The sequence below is a fragment of the Pseudomonas fluorescens genome (assembly GCF_001648775.1).
Lineage (GTDB): Bacteria > Pseudomonadota > Gammaproteobacteria > Pseudomonadales > Pseudomonadaceae > Aquipseudomonas > Aquipseudomonas fluorescens_M.
Window position 1 is genome coordinate 365,975 of record NZ_LVEJ01000003.1, and the last position, 17,864, is coordinate 383,838.

General features: G+C 58.9%; 11 protein-coding genes and 2 tRNA genes. 7 read left to right on the forward strand and 6 right to left on the reverse strand.

What is annotated here, in order from left to right:
- Window positions 1–29: 29 nt before the first annotated feature.
- From A8O26_RS06030 to A8O26_RS06045, 4 genes are all read right to left on the reverse strand, one after another.
- Window positions 30–1,595, reverse strand: coding sequence for an ABC transporter permease (locus tag A8O26_RS06030; protein ID WP_064117199.1), 1,566 nt, complete (start codon window positions 1,593–1,595; stop codon window positions 30–32).
- A complete protein-coding gene (locus tag A8O26_RS06035) occupies window positions 1,595–2,605 on the reverse strand; it encodes an extracellular solute-binding protein (protein ID WP_038360376.1) in 1,011 nt (336 codons plus the stop codon). Before A8O26_RS06035 ends, A8O26_RS06030 begins: the two co-directional genes overlap by 1 nt.
- 193 nt (window positions 2,606–2,798) lie before the next feature.
- Window positions 2,799–2,885 (reverse strand) — tRNA-Leu (locus tag A8O26_RS06040).
- A gap of 179 nt (window positions 2,886–3,064) precedes the next feature.
- Window positions 3,065–3,151, reverse strand: a tRNA-Leu gene (locus A8O26_RS06045).
- Between the two features lie 225 nt (window positions 3,152–3,376).
- Here A8O26_RS06045 and rnr point away from each other — a divergent pair.
- The 7 genes from rnr to dnaB all read left to right on the forward strand — a co-directional run bounded on the left by rnr (window position 3,377) and on the right by dnaB (window position 10,673).
- Window positions 3,377–6,007 carry a ribonuclease R gene (gene rnr, locus A8O26_RS06050; RefSeq protein WP_064117200.1) on the forward strand — a complete coding sequence of 877 codons (2,631 nt, stop codon included), beginning with the start codon at window positions 3,377–3,379 and terminating at the stop codon, window positions 6,005–6,007.
- A complete protein-coding gene (rlmB, locus tag A8O26_RS06055; RefSeq protein WP_064117201.1) occupies window positions 6,004–6,771 on the forward strand; it encodes a 23S rRNA (guanosine(2251)-2'-O)-methyltransferase RlmB in 768 nt (255 codons plus the stop codon). Before rnr ends, rlmB begins: the two co-directional genes overlap by 4 nt.
- Window positions 6,772–7,078: 307 nt before the next feature.
- Window positions 7,079–7,498, forward strand: a complete 420-nt coding sequence (rpsF, locus tag A8O26_RS06060; RefSeq protein ID WP_007915844.1) for a 30S ribosomal protein S6 — start codon at window positions 7,079–7,081, stop codon at window positions 7,496–7,498.
- A 29-nt stretch (window positions 7,499–7,527) separates the two neighbouring features.
- Window positions 7,528–7,758, forward strand: a complete 231-nt coding sequence (rpsR, locus tag A8O26_RS06065; RefSeq protein WP_002551829.1) for a 30S ribosomal protein S18 — start codon at window positions 7,528–7,530, stop codon at window positions 7,756–7,758.
- Window positions 7,759–7,794: 36 nt separating this feature from the next.
- Window positions 7,795–8,688, forward strand: coding sequence for a hypothetical protein (locus A8O26_RS06070; RefSeq protein ID WP_016983782.1), 894 nt, complete (start codon window positions 7,795–7,797; stop codon window positions 8,686–8,688).
- A 19-nt stretch (window positions 8,689–8,707) separates the two neighbouring features.
- Entirely contained in the window at window positions 8,708–9,154 is a 447-nt protein-coding gene (gene rplI, locus A8O26_RS06075) for a 50S ribosomal protein L9 (protein WP_003221136.1), read from the forward strand.
- Between the two features lie 121 nt (window positions 9,155–9,275).
- Window positions 9,276–10,673, forward strand: coding sequence for a replicative DNA helicase (dnaB, locus tag A8O26_RS06080; protein ID WP_008078305.1), 1,398 nt, complete (start codon window positions 9,276–9,278; stop codon window positions 10,671–10,673).
- A gap of 43 nt (window positions 10,674–10,716) precedes the next feature.
- Here dnaB and A8O26_RS06085 read toward each other — a convergent pair whose 3' ends face one another.
- Together A8O26_RS06085 and A8O26_RS06090 are read right to left on the reverse strand one after the other, a co-directional pair.
- Entirely contained in the window at window positions 10,717–15,366 is a 4,650-nt protein-coding gene (locus tag A8O26_RS06085; protein WP_253756707.1) for an NEL-type E3 ubiquitin ligase domain-containing protein, read from the reverse strand.
- 98 nt (window positions 15,367–15,464) lie between these two features.
- Window positions 15,465–17,690, reverse strand: a complete 2,226-nt coding sequence (locus A8O26_RS06090; protein ID WP_155740643.1) for a hypothetical protein — start codon at window positions 17,688–17,690, stop codon at window positions 15,465–15,467.
- Between the last annotated feature and the right edge of the window lie 174 nt (window positions 17,691–17,864).

The following is a 17,864-nucleotide window of genomic DNA, read 5'->3' on the forward strand; positions in this document are numbered from 1 at the left end:
TGGGAGCGAGCCTGCTCGCGAAAGCGGTATCAGCGGCTCAGATACATCCGCGTCGTCAGCAAATAGACCGGCAATCCGGACACCAGAATCAACAACGCCGCATAAGGCGCCGCCGCTGCAAACTCGACATTCGCGGTATGCGCCCACACCTCAGTCGCCAAGGTGTTAAGTCCGGTCGGACTCAGCAGCAGCGTCGCCGTCAATTCCTTCATCGCATCCAGAAACACCAGCGCAAACGCCGCGCCCAATGCCGGGAAGATAATTGGCAACGTCACGCGGCAAAACGCCGTGAACGACGAAGCGCCCAGCGTCCGCGCAGCCTCTTCCAGTTGCGGTGCGGCCTTGTTCAGTGCGGTGCGAATCGGCGCCTGTGCCAACGGCAAAAACAACAGCGCATAAGCGATCAGCAGCAAGCCCGAAGTCTGGTACAGCGCCGGCACGTAATGCAGGGCGAAATACACCAGCGTCAGCGCAATGACCAAGCCTGGCAGCGCATGCAGCAGATACGGCAGGCGCTCGGCCCAGATCGCCAGTTGGCCTTTGTAACGCACCACCAGCAAACCAACCGGTACTGCCAGCACCAGGCACAGCGCCGCACCGCCGAGCGACAGCGCCAGCGAAGACAGCAGGGCTTCGGTAATTGCCGCCACAGGGAATGCCGCCGAAGAGCCGACCGCCAGCCAGTAAGCCAGCATCCCCAGCGGAATCCCGCTGCCGACAACTGCCAGGATCAGGCAATACAGCTGACCGACTGCTGCCCAAGGCCCGAGCCGAACCTGTTCAGCGCGCCGCGCCGCACCCTGCCCGGTGCGCACATGCCGACCCTTGCCGCGTACGCGCAACTCCAGCCACAGCAGCACCAGACACAACGCCAGCAGCACCGCCGACAACATCGCCGCATTGGCGTTGCTGAATTCCAGCTCGAATTGTTGGTAGATCGCGGTGGTGAAGGTTTGCAGGCCGATGATCGACAGCGCGCCGAATTCCACCAGCATGTGCAAGGCAATCAACAGCGAGCCCGCCAATAGCGACGGCCAGAGCAGTGGCAGGGTGACGCGGAAAAACACGCCCCAGCGGTTCTGCCCCAGCGTGCGGGCCGATTCTTCAAGGGACGGATCCAGATTGCGCAGGGTTGCCGCCACCGGCAGAAAGATCAGCGGGTATTTCGACAGGCTCATCACCAGAATCGCCCCGCCAAGGCCTTCGAATTGCGCGCTCAGCGAGACCCAGGTGAAGCTGCTGACAAACGCCGGCACCGCGAACGGCAGGCACAGAATTACGCCCCACAGGCGTCGCCCCGGCAAATTGCTGCGCTCCAGCAACCAGGCCAGCGACAGGCCAATCACGCCGCAGGTGATCGTCACGCCCACCATCAATGCCAGGGTGTTGCGCAGCAGGCCGAACACATACGGACGCCACAACAAGTGCAGCGCTTCAGCCCAACCGGCCTGCCAGGCTTTGAGCCCGACATAGGCCAGCGGCAACAGGCTCAGTACCACCAGGAACAAAACCGGCAGCACCAGCCAGATCGATGGCCGCTTGCGCTTTGGTACGTAACCCCCGCGCGGGGCGGGGGCGGATAACGATGCGGCCATCAGTTCAAGCCAACTTCACGTTCCAGTTCCAGCGCTTCTTCAGCATTGCCCAGATCGGCTGGCGTCACGTTCGGGGCTTCCAGTTCGCTGAACGGCTTGAGCCCGCGATCCGATTCCATGCCTTTGTGCAGTGGGTATTCGGCGGTGGTCTGAGTGATCACGCGCTGACCTTCTTCGCTGGCCATGTAGGCAAGAAATTGCTGGGCTTCTTTTGGATGCTTGCTGGATTTCAACACGGCTGCGCTGGATACGGTGATCAAGCCGCCGACGTCGCCGCCAGTGAAGTAATGCAGTTTCGAGTCGAGCTTGCCTTTTTCGCGTTGCAGCGCGAACCAGTAGTAGTTGTTCACCAGCACCGTGGCGACTTCGCCGTTTTCCACGGCTTTGAGTGCAACCATGTTGTTGCTGTAAGTCTTGCCGAACGCGCGCAGGCCGGTCAGCCATTCTTCGGCGGCATCGCGACCGTGCATTTTGATGATGGCGACGGCTTGTTCCTGGAAGGCACCGCTGGTCGGTACGAAACCGACTTTGCCTTGCCACTGTGGATCGGAGAATTCCATCACTGATTTTGGCAGGTCTTTTTCGTCGACCAGTTTCGGGTTGTAGGCAACCACGCGAACGCGTGCCGTCACACCGATCCAGGTGCCGTTACCGGCGACATATTTTTCCGGAAGCACAGCCAAAGTGGCGTCATCGGTTTTCGCCAGCAGGCCGAGTTCGCCGAGATTGTTCAGTGGCGGCGATTCTTCGGTGTAGATCACGTCGGCGGGGGAGCGATCGCCTTCTTCGATGATCTGGCTGGCGAGCTGATTGCTGCTGCCTTTGCGCACGTTGACGTGAATGCCGGTCTTGGCTTCGAAGGCTTTGGCGATCGCGTCGCCGACTTCCTTGTGTTGGCCGTTGTAGAGAGTCAGGGAAACCGCATCGGCAGCCTGGGTGAGGGGAGTGGCGAGCGCCAGGCCGAGGAGGGTGAAGGTCAAGCCTCGGCGCAGGGTATTTCGAAACGTCATTCGCAGGGTTCCTCACTGTCGCATTGCAAAAACTTGCAACAATGATAAACGATATTGGTTCTCAGATGCGCCTTGCAGTGGGGGTGGGGTTTTGATAGGTGGGGCTGAGGACGGGATTTCTGGACGCCAGAAACGCAAAAACCCGCTTTCGCGGGTTTTTGTGAAATCCAGGGTCGTAACCCTGGATTTGAATTGGTGCCCAGAAGAAGACTCGAACTTCCACGACCGTAAGGTCACCAGCACCTGAAGCTGGCGTGTCTACCAATTTCACCATCTGGGCAATCATCGCGAGCGTTGCCGCTGTTGATGTGGCGCACTATACGGAGCGCCTTTTGATCTGTAAACCCCTGATTTAATTTTAATAAATCAGTTTTAAGAAAACCCGGGCTTAGAATGCAAAAAACCCGCTTTCGCGGGTTTTGTGTGAGCCTGAAACTGATCTAGTCTCAAACTCGAAATTGGTGCCCAGAAGAAGACTCGAACTTCCACGACCTTGCGGTCACCAGCACCTGAAGCTGGCGTGTCTACCAATTTCACCATCTGGGCAGTATCGGCAACGCTGTGCGTCGTCGATGGCGCGCACTATACGGAGCGTCTTTTTAACTGTAAACCCCTGTCAGCAAAAAATATGATTTTTTTTACCAGCGGTGTTCAAAAGGGCTTCCAGGGGCCGATACAGAGCCTCAGATGGGCCTTATATAGTCGGAAATTTCCCGTTTCATGGCGCCTATGCCAAACTAACCCGCATATAGACAAGGTGAAAACTCTCTAATGGCCGATTGGCAGTCCCTCGATCCCGAGGCCGCTCGTGAAGCGGAAAAATATGAAAACCCTATTCCTAGCCGCGAACTGATCCTGGCGCACCTCGCCGATCGGGGCTCGCCGGCTGCCCGCGAGCAACTGGTCGAAGAGTTTGGTCTGACCACAGAAGACCAGATCGAAGCCCTGCGCCGCCGTCTGCGCGCCATGGAGCGCGACGCACAACTGATCTATACCCGCCGCGGCACTTACGCGCCGGTAGACAAGCTTGATCTGATCCTCGGTCGCATCAGCGGTCACCGTGACGGTTTCGGCTTCCTGGTACCGGACGACGGCAGCGATGACCTGTTCATGAGCCCGGCGCAGATGCGTCTGGTGTTCGATGGCGACCGTGCGCTGGCACGTGTTTCCGGTCTCGATCGTCGTGGTCGCCGCGAAGGCGTGATCGTCGAAGTCGTGTCGCGTGCTCACGAAACCATCGTCGGTCGCTACTTCGAAGAAGGCGGTATCGGTTTTGTCGTTGCCGACAACCCGAAGATTCAGCAGGAAGTGCTGGTCACCCCGGGTCGTAATGCCAATGCGCAGATCGGGCAGTTCGTCGAGGTGAAAATCACCCACTGGCCGACGCCGCGTTTCCAGCCGCAAGGCGATGTGGTCGAAGTGGTCGGCAACTACATGGCGCCGGGCATGGAAATCGATGTGGCCCTGCGTACCTACGACATTCCCCACGTCTGGCCTGAAGCCGTGCTGAAAGAAGCCGCCAAGCTCAAGCCGGAAGTCGAAGAAAAAGACAAAGAGAAGCGCGTCGACCTGCGCCATCTGCCGTTCGTCACCATTGACGGCGAAGATGCTCGCGACTTTGACGATGCGGTTTATTGCGAAGCCAAACCGGGCAAGCTGCGCCTGTTCTCCGGCGGCTGGAAGTTGTACGTGGCGATTGCCGACGTTTCCAGCTACGTGAAAATCGGCTCGGCGCTGGATAACGAAGCGCAAGTACGCGGCAACTCGGTGTATTTCCCCGAGCGTGTAGTGCCGATGCTGCCTGAGCAACTGTCCAACGGCCTGTGCTCGCTGAACCCGCACGTCGATCGTCTGGCCATGGTTTGCGAGATGACCATCTCCAAGTCCGGCGAAATGACCGACTACTGCTTCTATGAAGCGGTAATCCATTCCCACGCTCGTCTGACGTACAACAAAGTCAGCGCGATGCTGGAAACGCCGAAAATCACCGAGGCGCGTCAGCTTCGTGGTGAGTACAACGACGTTCTGCCGCACCTCAAACAGCTTTATGCGCTGTACAAGGTGCTGCTGGCTGCCCGTCACGTACGTGGCGCGATCGATTTCGAAACGCAGGAAACCCGAATCATCTTCGGTACCGAGCGCAAGATTGCCGAAATTCGTCCGACCACCCGCAACGACGCGCACAAGCTGATCGAGGAATGCATGCTGGCGGCCAACGTGGCCACCGCCGAATTCCTCAAGAAGCACGAGATTCCTGCGTTGTACCGTGTCCACGACGGTCCGCCTCCGGAGCGTCTGGAAAAACTGCGTGCGTTCCTTGGCGAGCTCGGCCTGTCTCTGCACAAAGGCAAGGACGGTCCATCGCCGAAGGACTATCAGGCATTGCTGGCAAGCATCAAGGATCGTCCGGATTTCCACCTGATCCAGACCGTGATGCTGCGTTCGCTGAGCCAGGCGGTGTACAGCGCTGACAATCAGGGCCACTTCGGCCTGAATTACGAAGCCTATACCCACTTCACTTCGCCGATCCGTCGTTACCCGGACCTGTTGACGCACCGCGCGATCCGCAGCGTGATCCATTCGAAACAGGACACCCCGCACGTTCGTCGTGCCGGTGCGATGACCATTCCGAAGGCGCGTATCTATCCGTACGACGAAGCGGCGCTGGAGCAACTCGGCGAGCAGTGCTCGATGAGCGAGCGCCGTGCCGACGAAGCGACCCGCGACGTGGTGAACTGGCTCAAGTGCGAGTTCATGAAAGATCGCGTGGGCGAGTCTTTCCCGGGCGTGATCACCGCCGTGACCGGTTTTGGTCTGTTCGTCGAGCTGACCGATATCTACGTCGAAGGCCTGGTGCACGTCACCGCGCTGCCGGGCGATTACTACCACTTCGACCCTGTGCATCACCGCTTGGCGGGCGAGCGCACCGGTCGCAGCTTCCGCCTTGGCGATACCGTTGAAGTGCGCGTGATGCGCGTTGACCTCGACGAGCGCAAGATCGACTTCGAGATGGCTGAAAAAACCATCAGTGCGCCGATCGGCCGGAAAAAGCGTGGTGCTGAAACGGCTGCGCCTGCTGCAAAAACCTCGGAAGAGAAGGCTCCAGCGAAAACCGCTGGTCGCCGCCCGGCCAAGGAAAAGGCTGCTGAAGCTTACCGTCCGAGCGACGCCGTGGCGAAAAACGCCGAGTTGCGCAAAAGCCGTGAAATGAAGAAAGCGTTGCTTTCCGACGCCAAAAACGGTGGTAAAGCGGCGTCCGGGGGAAAGACCGGACGGTCGGCGCCTGAAAAGGCCGCCGGCGGCAAGCCAGCCAAACCGAGCAAACACCGTAAAGGCCCGCCAAAAGCGGGTTCGGCTCCAGCCAAAAGTGGCGGGGCCCGTAAACCGAAGGCGAAGTCATGAGTCAGTTGGAAAAAATCTACGGCGTTCACGCGGTAGAAGCGTTGCTGCGTCACCACCCGAAACGCGTCAAGCAGATCTGGTTGGCCGAAAGCCGCAACGATCCGCGGGTGCAGACCCTGATCGAGCTGGCCAACGAGAATCGTGTCCAGGTCGGCCAGGCCGAGCGCCGCGAAATGGACGCCTGGGTTGAAGGCGTGCACCAAGGCGTGGTCGCGGACGTCAGTCCGAGCCAGGTCTGGGGCGAGGCAATGCTCGACGAATTGCTCGATCGCACCGAAGGCGCGCCACTGTTGCTGGTGCTCGACGGCGTAACCGACCCGCACAACCTCGGCGCCTGCCTGCGTTCGGCCGATGCGGCCGGTGCACTGGCGGTGATCGTGCCGAAAGACAAATCGGCAACCCTGACGCCAGTGGTGCGTAAAGTCGCTTGCGGCGCAGCCGAAGTGATTCCATTGGTAGCAGTGACCAACCTCGCTCGCACCCTGGAAAAACTTCAGCAGCGCGGTCTGTGGATTGTCGGCACGGCAGGTGAGGCTGAGGTCAGCATTTATGACCAGGATCTGACGGGTCCGACCATTCTGATCATGGGTGCCGAAGGCAAAGGCATGCGTCGCCTGACCCGCGAACACTGCGACTATCTGGTGAAACTGCCGATGGCCGGCAGCGTCAGCAGCCTCAATGTCTCGGTAGCAACTGGCGTTTGCCTGTTCGAAGCGCAGCGTCAGCGCGGTGCAAAAGCCAAGGCTGGCGCGAAGAAATCCTGAGTCGTACACGATTCAAATGTTGGAGCGAGCCTGCTCGCGAAAGGGGTGTGTCAGACGACAATAATGTTGCCTGATATAGCGCATTCGCGAGCAGGCTCGCTCCCGCAGTGTTTTGTGGTGTGGCATAAATGGGTGGTTGTTCAAATAATCACCAATTGCCTTGCACCTCTTCTGTCCCTTCTCTACAATTGCGCCCCTTGCTGTGACGGCAGGCACGCATGTGCCCCGCGCCAGCAAGTCCATAAGTGTCATTCACTCCTTGTCTGACCGTTTTTGAGCGGCAGGCTACAACCCGTAAGGAGCATTCATGCGTCATTACGAAATCATCTTTTTGGTCCACCCGGATCAAAGCGAGCAAGTCGGCGGCATGGTTGAGCGTTACACCAAGCTGATCGAAGAAGACGGCGGCAAAATCCACCGTCTGGAAGATTGGGGCCGTCGTCAACTGGCCTACGCAATCAACAATGTTCACAAGGCTCACTACGTGATGCTGAACGTTGAGTGCACTGGCAAGGCCCTGGCCGAGCTGGAAGACAACTTCCGCTACAACGATGCAGTGATCCGTAACCTGGTCATCCGTCGCGACGAAGCCGTTACCGGCCAGTCCGAGATGCTCAAGGCTGAAGAAAACCGCAGTGAGCGCCGTGAGCGTCGCGATCGTCCTGAGCACGAAGGCGCTGAAAGCGCTGAAGGCGAAGAGAACGACAGCGATAACGCTGACGAGTAATCCACGGACCTTATTAAGGAGCCTATCAAATGGCACGTTTCTTCCGTCGTCGTAAATTCTGCCGTTTCACCGCTGAAGACGTGAAAGAGATCGATTACAAAGATCTCAACACTCTGAAAGCTTACGTATCCGAGACCGGCAAAATCGTTCCAAGCCGCATCACCGGTACCAAAGCTCGTTATCAGCGTCAGCTGGCCACCGCTATCAAGCGCGCCCGCTTCCTGGCCCTGCTGGCCTACACCGACAGCCACGGCCGCTGAGACCGGGCAGTCGACAAGTAGCAAAGGATTGAATGCATGCGTGCCTTAGCTGAGTTCATCATGCGAGGCCGTATGCAGGCCACTCTCGTGGTGGCCGGATGTGCAACATTGCCGTTGTTGTATTGGTTGGGCGCTGCCGCGGGGAGCCTTGTGCTGCTGCGGCGCGGACTGACGGACGCCCTGGGTGTTCTGTCTCTGGGGCTGCTGCCGGCTTTGATCTGGTGGCTGTATGCCGATGACCCACGGGCACTTCTGGTGCTGCTGGGGTCTTCGGGACTTGCGTTGGTTTTGCGCGCAAGTGAGTCCTGGGTTCGCACGCTGCTGGTCAGCGTAGTGATTGGAGTGGTGTTTTCAGTGGTGCTCGGGGCAGCGTTTGCCGCCCAGATCGAGATGCTCGCGCAGGCCTTGATAAAGGTCATGCCGGCGCTACTCGGTGAGACTTACAAGCAATTGTCGGTCGATGAGCAAGCGCGTTTCGCGTCGCTGATAGCACCAGTCCTGACCGGACTGATTGCGGCGTTGTTGCAGATCGTCAGCGTGCTGAGCCTGATTGTCGGGCGGCATTGGCAGGCGTTGTTGTACAATCCGGGTGGTTTTGGTCGCGAGTTTCGCGCCATCCGGATCCCGCTGGGGCCAGCGATGTTGCTGCTGGCGTTGATGCTTCTGGGCCCGAATCTCGGTGCACAGATGGCCATGTTGACGCCGTTGTGCAGTGTACCGCTGGTGTTCGCCGGACTCGCCCTGATTCACGGGCTGGTCGGGCAGAAGCGACTGGCCGGTTTCTGGCTGGTGGGGTTGTACGTCACGCTGCTGTTGTTCATGCAGCTGATCTATCCGTTGCTCGTGGTCCTGGCCATTGTCGACAGCCTGATTGATTTTCGCGGTCGTCATGTGTCGAAAGACACCGATAACGCGAACGGTGAAGGTTAAAAGTTAAGAGGATTTCCACATGCAACTGATCCTTCTGGAAAAAATCGCCAACCTGGGCAACCTGGGCGACAAAGTAAACGTTAAGGCCGGTTACGGCCGTAACTACCTGCTGCCTTTCGGCAAAGCTACCGCTGCGACCGCTGCCAACCTGGCTGCGTTCGAAGAGCGTCGTGCTGAGCTGGAAAAAGCTGCCGCAGACCGTAAAGCATCGGCTGAAAGCCGTGCTGCCCAACTGGCCGAGCTGGAAGTGACCATCACTGCCACCGCTGGCGACGAAGGCAAGCTGTTCGGTTCGATCGGTACTCACGACATCGCTGACGCACTGACCGCTTCCGGCGTTGAAGTGCAGAAGAGCGAAGTTCGTCTGCCGAACGGCACCATCCGCAACGTGGGTGAATTCGACGTGGCTGTGCACCTGCACGCCGAAGTTGAAGCCACCGTACGCGTTGTCGTGGTAGCAGCTTAAGCAACACCTGATCGGCTGGCGGCTTGCCCGTCAGACGGTTAACATCGGGCACGATCCTGTTTACAGGTCGTGCCCTTTGTCTTTCTGAATCCCCGGTTTTTTACATAACTCTCAAGTGGCCATGAACGATATCTCCGCTCCCGAGCAATACGATCTGCAAACCGCTGCCCTGAAGGTGCCGCCGCATTCCATCGAGGCCGAACAGGCTGTACTCGGTGGTCTGATGCTGGACAATAACGCCTGGGAACGCGTGCTCGATCAAGTCTCCGACGGCGATTTCTATCGACATGACCACCGTTTGATCTTCCGCGCGATCGCCAAACTGGCCGATCAGAACTCCCCGATCGACGTCGTGACCCTTGCCGAGCAATTGGACAAGGAAGGTCAGACCTCGCAGGTCGGTGGCCTCGGTTATCTCGGCGAGCTGGCGAAAAACACGCCGTCCGTCGCCAACATCAAGGCCTATGCGCAGATCGTCCGCCAGCGTGCGACGTTACGCCAACTGATCGGCATCAGTACCGAGATCGCCGACAGCGCTTTCAACCCGGAAGGCCGCACCGCCGAGGAAATCCTCGACGAAGCCGAGCGGCAGATCTTCGCAATTGCCGAGGCCCGGCCGAAAACCGGTGGCCCGGTGGGTGTGAATGACTTGCTGACCAAGGCCATTGATCGCATCGACACGCTGTTCAACACGGACAACGCGATTACCGGCCTGTCCACTGGCTACACCGACCTTGATGAGAAGACCAGCGGCCTGCAGCCGGCTGACTTGATCATCGTCGCCGGTCGTCCGTCGATGGGTAAAACCACCTTCGCGATGAACCTGGTGGAAAACGCCGTCCTGCGCAGCGACAAAGCGGTGCTGGTGTATTCCCTCGAGATGCCAGGTGAATCGCTGGTCATGCGTATGCTCTCCTCGCTCGGCCGGATCGACCAGACCAAGGTGCGTTCCGGTCAGTTGGAGGATGACGACTGGCCGCGCCTGACCTCGGCGGTCAACCTGCTCAATGACCGCAAGCTGTTCATCGACGACACCGCCGGTATCAGCCCGTCGGAAATGCGTGCACGTACCCGGCGTCTGGCGCGGGAACACGGTGAGATCGGCCTGATCATGATCGACTACCTGCAACTCATGCAGATTCCAGGTTCCGGTGGCGACAACCGAACCAACGAGATTTCTGAAATCTCGCGTTCCTTGAAAGCCCTGGCCAAGGAATTCAACTGCCCGGTGGTGGCGCTGTCCCAGCTCAACCGTTCCCTTGAGCAGCGGCCGAACAAACGTCCGATCAACTCTGACCTCCGGGAATCCGGAGCGATCGAGCAGGACGCCGACGTGATCATGTTCGTCTACCGCGACGAGGTGTATCACCCGGAAACCGAGCACAAAGGCATCGCCGAAATCATCATCGGCAAGCAGCGTAACGGCCCGATCGGTTTCATCCGCCTGGCTTTCATCGGCAAATACACACGCTTCGAAAACCTCGCGCCGGGCAGTTACAACTTCGACGACGACGAATGACGGCTGGCCGGAATCATTCGGCCAACCGTGCGCGGTCATCGTGTTACGCAGAACCGCCAGCGGCCTGCCCGGCGGCATTGCGTGTCGACTGTTCGCGCAGTTCCTGGCGGGTCAGCGTTGCGATCAATGCCTCTTCCTCCTTGGCCAAAGCGCTTTGCAGCGCTTTGGCTCGAGTATCGTACTCGCTGAACGAAAGCGCCTTGTTGGCGTAGGTTTCGTCGAGTGAGGTTTGCTGATCCTGAAACGGCAGGCGTTGCGCTTCAAACTGCGTTCGATACTTGTGAACGATGAATTCCTGCCAGAAATCCCTCGACACCAACGCAGTGAACTCTTGCGGCGAGTTATCCAGTGCCGTGACGCTTCTAAACGCGTTCTCCAGTTGTTCCGTTGAGACCTTGACCAAGTGTGCAAAGCCCATTCGCTCTGGCTGTCCCAACAATTGCAATCGGTCTTTCAGGGCGTGGCGGTAGAACAACCTGATCTCGACTTCCTCGGAAACATGTGGCGCTGGAAGGGTGAGTGCCTGCTGTGGTGTCCTCGATCGGGCGATGTCTGCCTCGCGCTGCGCGATATCCGCCGATGCGATTTTGTCGACCTCGTGCAGGCGGAACAGCGCTTTGGATAGTTGCGCCAGTTGTGGCCCCTGGTTCTGGTCAGTCGCTTGCGCGCGGGCGCGGTACATCAGCGCGCGGTTCTCGAGGTTGGAGAAGGTGAACGCGGCTCGGTCACAGCACGCGGCGCTGCCCGCCCGATCAAACAGATCCTTGCGCAGGCTTTCCGATTCCGGACTGTTCTCGGTGATGCTGTCGATGACGCTCCAGACCCGTCGCTGAAGATCAGCATGGCCGGTCACATCGTCCAGCAATCGCTCAAACGTATCGAACAGGCCATTTGCGCCCGGCTGGTCACGCAGTGTTTGCCATTGCGCTGTTCTCGCTGAAACCTGCTCTGCGGGCATCCCCCTGAGCCAGCGCTGCACCGATAGGTTCGGTGTCAGTCTGTGCACAGGTTGCCCGGGAATGCGTGTCGAGGTGACGAACAGGTTATCCGGCCCGGTCATGGGCGTGCCGGCCGCGATCAGGCGATTGTTGTACACAGTAAGTCTGCCGCGAGTTTCGTCGGCCAGTGGGTTACCGGTAATGTTGGTGACGTTGTTGACCCGCAAGGTTTGCGCCAGCTGATTGTCCGGCGGCGCAATGACGGCGTCGGGGATGTGTGCAATCCGGTTGCGGTTGAGCCGGACCATGTCCAGCAACGGCTGGTCGTGCAGGCCCGTCGGATAGGTGTCGATACCGGTGTTCATCAGGTCGAGTGAGCGCATGTCCGCTATCCGGCTGAAGTCCGGCGCGATGCCCAGTTGCGGATTGTCATGTAACCACAGCGCTCGCAGGGTCGATTGTTGCGACAGAATCCGCGCGCTGTCGGCGGTCAGGGATATCTGGTTTTTCTGTAGAAACAGGCGCGTCAAACCGCGCATTTCGGCAATCGCCGGGGGCAGTTCACGCAGTTGATTGAGCGACAGATCGAGCCAGCGCACATGGCGAAAACGCGTGAGAAAACCTTCCGGCGATGCGCTCAATTGCATGTCGCTCAATCTGAGTGAACCGACATGGCTGAAGTCGATGTCCAGATCCGGCAGGCTCTGTAGCGTGAGGCCACTCAGATTCAGCTCAAAGCCGATTGGCGTTCCGTCGTTGGCCACTTTCTGTACTGTTTCTCGTCGCCAGCAACTTAAAATCCGCGCACGCGCGCTGTAGCGATCTTCGCGGTTTCCGGCGTTGATTCCCAATTGACCGGCGCGGATGTAACGTTGACGGCCACCGCCTCCAGAAAAAACCCAGGCATCGAGCTGAGTCGTCAAACCACTGAATTCCTGCTCGAGACTGGCGAGTCTTGTTGCCGCGACGTCGGGTTCAAGGCTCCAGATGTATTCCCTGCATTCCTTGATTGGCTTGCCTGGATACAGCCGCTGATAACGCTGTACAGCGGAGTCGCCACTGTCGAATGCGTTGGCGCGAAACGGCGAGGCGAGCTCTGGGTGAGTGGCGTGCACACGTCGCCAGAAGCTGTCGAATTTTGCGCTGTAGTCAGCAGGAAAATCGTTGCCCTCCAACAAGGTAACGGCATTGATTCGCGCGACTGCTGCAAATTGCTCGGCAGTGGGGTTAAGGTTTTCCTCCGGCACCTCTGTCAGTCGATTGTTACGCAAATCCAGGTGCTGCAGAGCGGTCTTGTCGCGTAAGCCCGCTGGCCACTGACCAATCCCGGTGTCATTCAGCATCAGGCTGGTCAATGTCGGCATGGCGCTGAAGTCTGGCGTTATCTTCAGTGGATTGTGAGAAAGATCCAGGCGCGTCAATCGGCTGAAAGTGCTCAGCCTTGTGGCGTTTTGTTCATCGAGTTCGATGCGGTTCGAGCCCAGTTCCAGAATGCTCAGGTCGCTCGTTTCAGCCAGGCTGGCAGGTAACGTATCAAGCGTGGAGCCAGTGATGGATAAAGACTGCAGCTGGGTAAAATTGGCCAGAAATGTATCGGCGCCGGTGGTCCACATGAAGCCATTCAACGACAAGTGATGCACATGACTGAAATCGCCGGTCAAGGCGGGCAGTGGGGTAATCAGGTCTGTTGTCGGGGCGGCGACAAAGGAGAGGTCCAGGACCGAGCCGTCTCTTTTCAACCAACTGCGTTGAATGTCCCTGACAACGTCGCGGATCCTTGAGCGTTCATACAGCGGTAAATGTGCATTTTCATCCACGTAGGTGGCCAGCTGCGTGTCCAGTGCAACGCGCGCTTGCTGGCGATCAACCAGCTTTGCCATGGCGTTGTCGCCCAATTGCATAACGTGTTTTTTGGCGGCGCTCACGTCCATTCCCGGGTTCAGGCTCTGCGCCAGCGAGACCTCGGTAATGTTCTTTTCCAGTCTGAATGCGTCAGATGGGAAGCCGACTGACAGTTGCGGCTGATTCTGCTCGACGCGCTGCCAAAACAATTCGAATTGCCTCCAGTAACCCTCAGGGAAAGGATTGCCCTCCAGCCAAATGTGCTGATTGAGCCGGGCGACTGCTTCCAGTTGATCATCGGGCGGATTGAGCCGGTCTGCTGGCACCTCGCTGAGGCGGTTGTTGCGCAAGTCGATTCGCTCCGCTGCGAGAAGTCCGGTTAATCCTGCTGGCCACTGATCGATGGCGGTGCTGTTCAAATCCAGCACTTTGAGTCGTGACAGACCGCTGAAATCGGGCAGATGCCCCAAGGGGTTATCCGACAGGACGAGGCTTTCCAGCCGAGTGAACAGACTCAATCTGTCGGCACTGGAAGCATCGAGTTGCAAACCATTGGCGCGCAGATTCAAGCTGCTCAAGTGATTCATTTCAGCGACGCCTGTGGGCAACTTTTTCAGGCCGCAGCCGCTGAGGGTCAAATGTTCCAGGCCGGTAAAGCGCTTGAGAAAGGCCTCGGCCGAGTCCGACCAGGCGTGCGCATTCAGTTCCAGCGTGCGCACATGATTGAAATCAGCCGTCAGGCTTGGCAGAAACCCACCGCCGGGTGGCAGTTTCAACGTGCTCCCGGTTTCATGTCGCCAGCAGCGTTTGATTTGCTTTGTGGCCAGCTCAACCCAGCCTTGGGCAGTGCTGGCAGAAGCTTGCGCCCAGGCTTGCAACTCCTCCTTTAGATTTTTGTAGGCGTTCTCGCGCAGAGCCAGCCCGTTGGCGACGTCATCGCCCAACGAGCGCAGGTAAGCGGCAATCTGTGGATTGTCGTAAGTGGGAAACAACGTTCTGGCCCGCGATTCCGGGCTGCGCAGGCGTCGGGCGAAGGCGCCGAGGCGATCCGCCAGACTTTGCCCCGCCAGGCGCTCCGACTGACTGCGGCGCATACCGCCCGCTCCCGCGATATTGATGGCGACCCAACCGTCGCGCGGATCGAGGACAACCGGTTCGGAGCGACCTGGGCGCGTCGCGACATAAACATTGTTGCTGTCACTGGCCACCGGATCCTCGGGGCGGACGATGCGCATCACCGTGGTCAGCGGGGTTGATGCATCGAGATCGTGAAGCACTTGATAGCTGTGCTGATCGATCACGGCGTAGAGCTTGCCGTTGAAACGGTGGAGACCGTCGCTGTCGACCATGCGGGTGCTGAAATCCAGCGCCGTGCGAAAAGGCTCCAGGCGAGTAGCCGACAGGGCAAAAGTGACGGGCTCGAAGAGCTCCAGTTCATGCCACTTTGCGCTGTCAGGGTCGCGTAACAGCGCTGGACCTGAGGGCTTCGATTCACTCGGCAGTCTGGCCCGGTACAGCCCTGTTTCCGGATCTTTACTGACCAGAACAACACCGCCATCGGCCACGTCGACGTATTGGCGGCCCTTGTAGGTTCGCAGTCCTTCGGCATCCACCTCTGGCAGTGTGCTAGCGGCCGTCAGTCGGTAATGCCTCAGCGGCTGAGTGACCGCACGCAGCACTTCGGCAGGAGGGTCGGTCGGCTGAACCGTTACGACCAGCGCCGGCCGTATGGCGTCAAGGTCCGCCGGCACGGTGGGGGAGTTCGGGCGCAGTGGACTGTCAACCGTAAGCGTCGGCTCCAGAGCGTTGGCACGGGGTGTATCCGGGCGCGGCGGGGTGACCTCCGTCGCCGGGTTCGGGCGAACGGTCGGGACGCCGGTGTCGATGCCTTTGGAAGGCGATTTAATGGGCATGGTTATTCATCCTTGAACAGTTTGTGCATCGGCCCCTTAATCGGCGCTGACGCGTTGTCGGCTTCATTGCCGGTTACATCGGTTGGCGCACCACAGCCTCAGGTGGCCATGTCGAAAATCTTCTGCGCGGTTTTTTTGTCGAGCGTCAGCCGCCAGATGGCGAGGTGAGGCCGGCCGGCCTGCTCGTCCCGGCGCTGGGAGGCAGCGCCCAGCCTGGCTTGCTCAAGCGTTTTCAAATGGCCGCCATCGCGCTTGAAATCCAGCGCGTGGGTGTCTTTTTTTGCATAGTGAAAATGCGCCTCCCACAACGGTTCGCCCGTGTGGCGGTCGTTTAGTGAGTAAACATCGAGAAAGTCCCGCGACTGGCCCTTGCCGAGCGCCAGACGGTTTTGGGTTCGTTTGACGCGCAGCTCATCGTGGCGCATCAGGTACACCACCCGGTCGGCGCTCAGACAGTCCCGATCTTTGTAGAGCCGGATGCGAATGGCTTCGCCTTCGCTGCGCAAGCGCTGGCTGTCGTGTTTCAAGCGCGAAATGAGCACGGCGATGTCGCTGCCGACAGGTGTCGGCGCGCGGCCCAAGCCCAGGCACAGATCATCGAGGATCTCGGCTTTTGCGCCGAGGAAATCGACGATGCTGGTGGCGTTGTGTCTGGCCGCCTCATCACGCAGGGCCACGCGTAAATGCTGGTCTGACAGGTCCAGGTGCTGCTCGGCCTGAAGGCTGAGCTTGGCGAGGCTTTTTTCCTGAGTGACCACCCGGCGTTGCCATTCGCCATCCTGGCGTTCATAGGTCTGCAGAATTTCTGCGGGCCGGTGGGGGTGCATGACGTCGATCAATTCTTCATTGATCGCGCTGCGACGCGGCCTGCCCACGCGGATCTTGAACACCCCGTGGTGTTTGCTGCGGAACATTCTCCTGGCGGAAAGCGCAGGCTGGTTTTTGCCTTGTGCCGGAATGAAGTCAAAGTCGATGGATTGATCTGGCGGCAGCGACAGCGGGGCGCTTTCCAGATCTTGATGATGCTGCAGCATCCGCTCTTCAAGCGTGTTCTCGAAGGACCTGACCGCCTCGATCATCTCTTGCCGGGAGGCCAGCTGAGCTGGGGTCGGGGGGAATTCAAGATATTCGTAAGAGGCTTTGATCGAAGTGCATTGGTCGATCAGATCACTCAATACCGCTGTGCGCACTGCAAGCGGAATGTTGTCGATGTTACGGAAGGCAATCATCAGTTCTGAAAAGGACAATGCGTAGTAAACCACGGCGCTGTCAGCGAGTTCTGCCGCCAGCAAATGGCTTTTGGTATAGAGCCAGTCAGCCAGGGTTTCGTGCAGTTCCATTGGGTCGTAGTCCAGCTCAGCCAACTGCTCTTTGGAGTAGTGCGATTTTTTCAGGATTTCCTCGGCAATGACCTGGCGCTTGCGCAACAGGCCCAGTTTGCTTTTCAGATAACTCGCCATCGAGCGGCGATGGTCCAGGGTGAGCTGAGTGTCGGCGGGGATTTCCAGGCGCTTGCGGGTATCACTGGCGAGCATGACTTCGCTGTAGATCTCGAAACGTTTGCTCTGAATGCTGAAGAGCTCGTTCTGGTAAGCGGTGGCGCCTTTGTAGAGCAGCAGCGTGACCTGTTCGCGGATGAAAAAATCGTAGGTCTGTTCCAGCAACACCAAGTGTTTGTGGCATTGCAATTCGAACAATGCGAGTGCTGCTCGTTGGCCTTCCTGGCCCTCCTGCGTGTGCACCGCCCGTTCGAGTTGTTTGCCAATCTCGGTCGACTCGCGCATCAACCTTGAGAGATCGTCCAGTTCACTGTTCAAAACTTCTATCGGACGAAGTATCGGCGTGTCTGATTGCTCGAGTGGCACCCAGAGTTTGCTCTGAGGGTCACGCCTCAACACTGGACCTGAGGGATAGCGCTCGCTGGCCAGTCTGGCTCGGTAGAGGTTGAAGCCCGGGTCTATGGCCACCTCCACGATATGGCCGCCGGGGATGTCGACGTAGCGCCGACCTTTGAACGTGCGCAAGCCCTGCGTATCGGCAGCAGGCAATCGGGCCTCGGTGGTTATCCAGTAGTCCTCCAGCGAGCGTCGCACGTTTGCGGTCACCATGGCGGCGCCGGAAGGCGTGCGGCTGACGGTGACGGCAGATGTCGCGGAGCGTCCTCCGCTGGCGTTGTCGGGTGTTTCTGTCGGCGTCATGGCGGGGAAATTCGTCTCGACCGCTGACGAAGGACCGGGGCTGCGCGGGCCTGGGTGTGACGGTGGTGTGGAGCGCGGGTGCGGATCGTTGGTAAGGGTGCCTTTGACAGGCAGTTTGGGTGACATGGCTTCATCCTTGAAGGTTTGTCGCATCAGTGGTGCATGAGTGTCGGGCTGATATGTCGGTTTTTTTGTCTGGCGCCGGTGTCGATCCGGGCGCGCTGCGGACTCTGAGAGAAACCGACCATTGCCGTCGGAATTGGTCAAAATTTGTGCTATATTCCGCGCCCGCGATTTTTC

Coding starts and splice junctions, on each gene's coding strand:
- A8O26_RS06030 (WP_064117199.1), bottom strand. CDS start 1,595: ATGGCCGCATCGTTATCCGCCCCCGCCCCGCGCGGGGGTTACGTACCA.
- A8O26_RS06035 (WP_038360376.1), bottom strand. CDS start 2,605: ATGACGTTTCGAAATACCCTGCGCCGAGGCTTGACCTTCACCCTCCTC.
- rnr (WP_064117200.1), top strand. CDS start 3,377: ATGGCCGATTGGCAGTCCCTCGATCCCGAGGCCGCTCGTGAAGCGGAA.
- rlmB (WP_064117201.1), top strand. CDS start 6,004: ATGAGTCAGTTGGAAAAAATCTACGGCGTTCACGCGGTAGAAGCGTTG.
- rpsF (WP_007915844.1), top strand. CDS start 7,079: ATGCGTCATTACGAAATCATCTTTTTGGTCCACCCGGATCAAAGCGAG.
- rpsR (WP_002551829.1), top strand. CDS start 7,528: ATGGCACGTTTCTTCCGTCGTCGTAAATTCTGCCGTTTCACCGCTGAA.
- A8O26_RS06070 (WP_016983782.1), top strand. CDS start 7,795: ATGCGTGCCTTAGCTGAGTTCATCATGCGAGGCCGTATGCAGGCCACT.
- rplI (WP_003221136.1), top strand. CDS start 8,708: ATGCAACTGATCCTTCTGGAAAAAATCGCCAACCTGGGCAACCTGGGC.
- dnaB (WP_008078305.1), top strand. CDS start 9,276: ATGAACGATATCTCCGCTCCCGAGCAATACGATCTGCAAACCGCTGCC.
- A8O26_RS06085 (WP_253756707.1), bottom strand. CDS start 15,366: ATGCCCATTAAATCGCCTTCCAAAGGCATCGACACCGGCGTCCCGACC.
- A8O26_RS06090 (WP_155740643.1), bottom strand. CDS start 17,690: ATGTCACCCAAACTGCCTGTCAAAGGCACCCTTACCAACGATCCGCAC.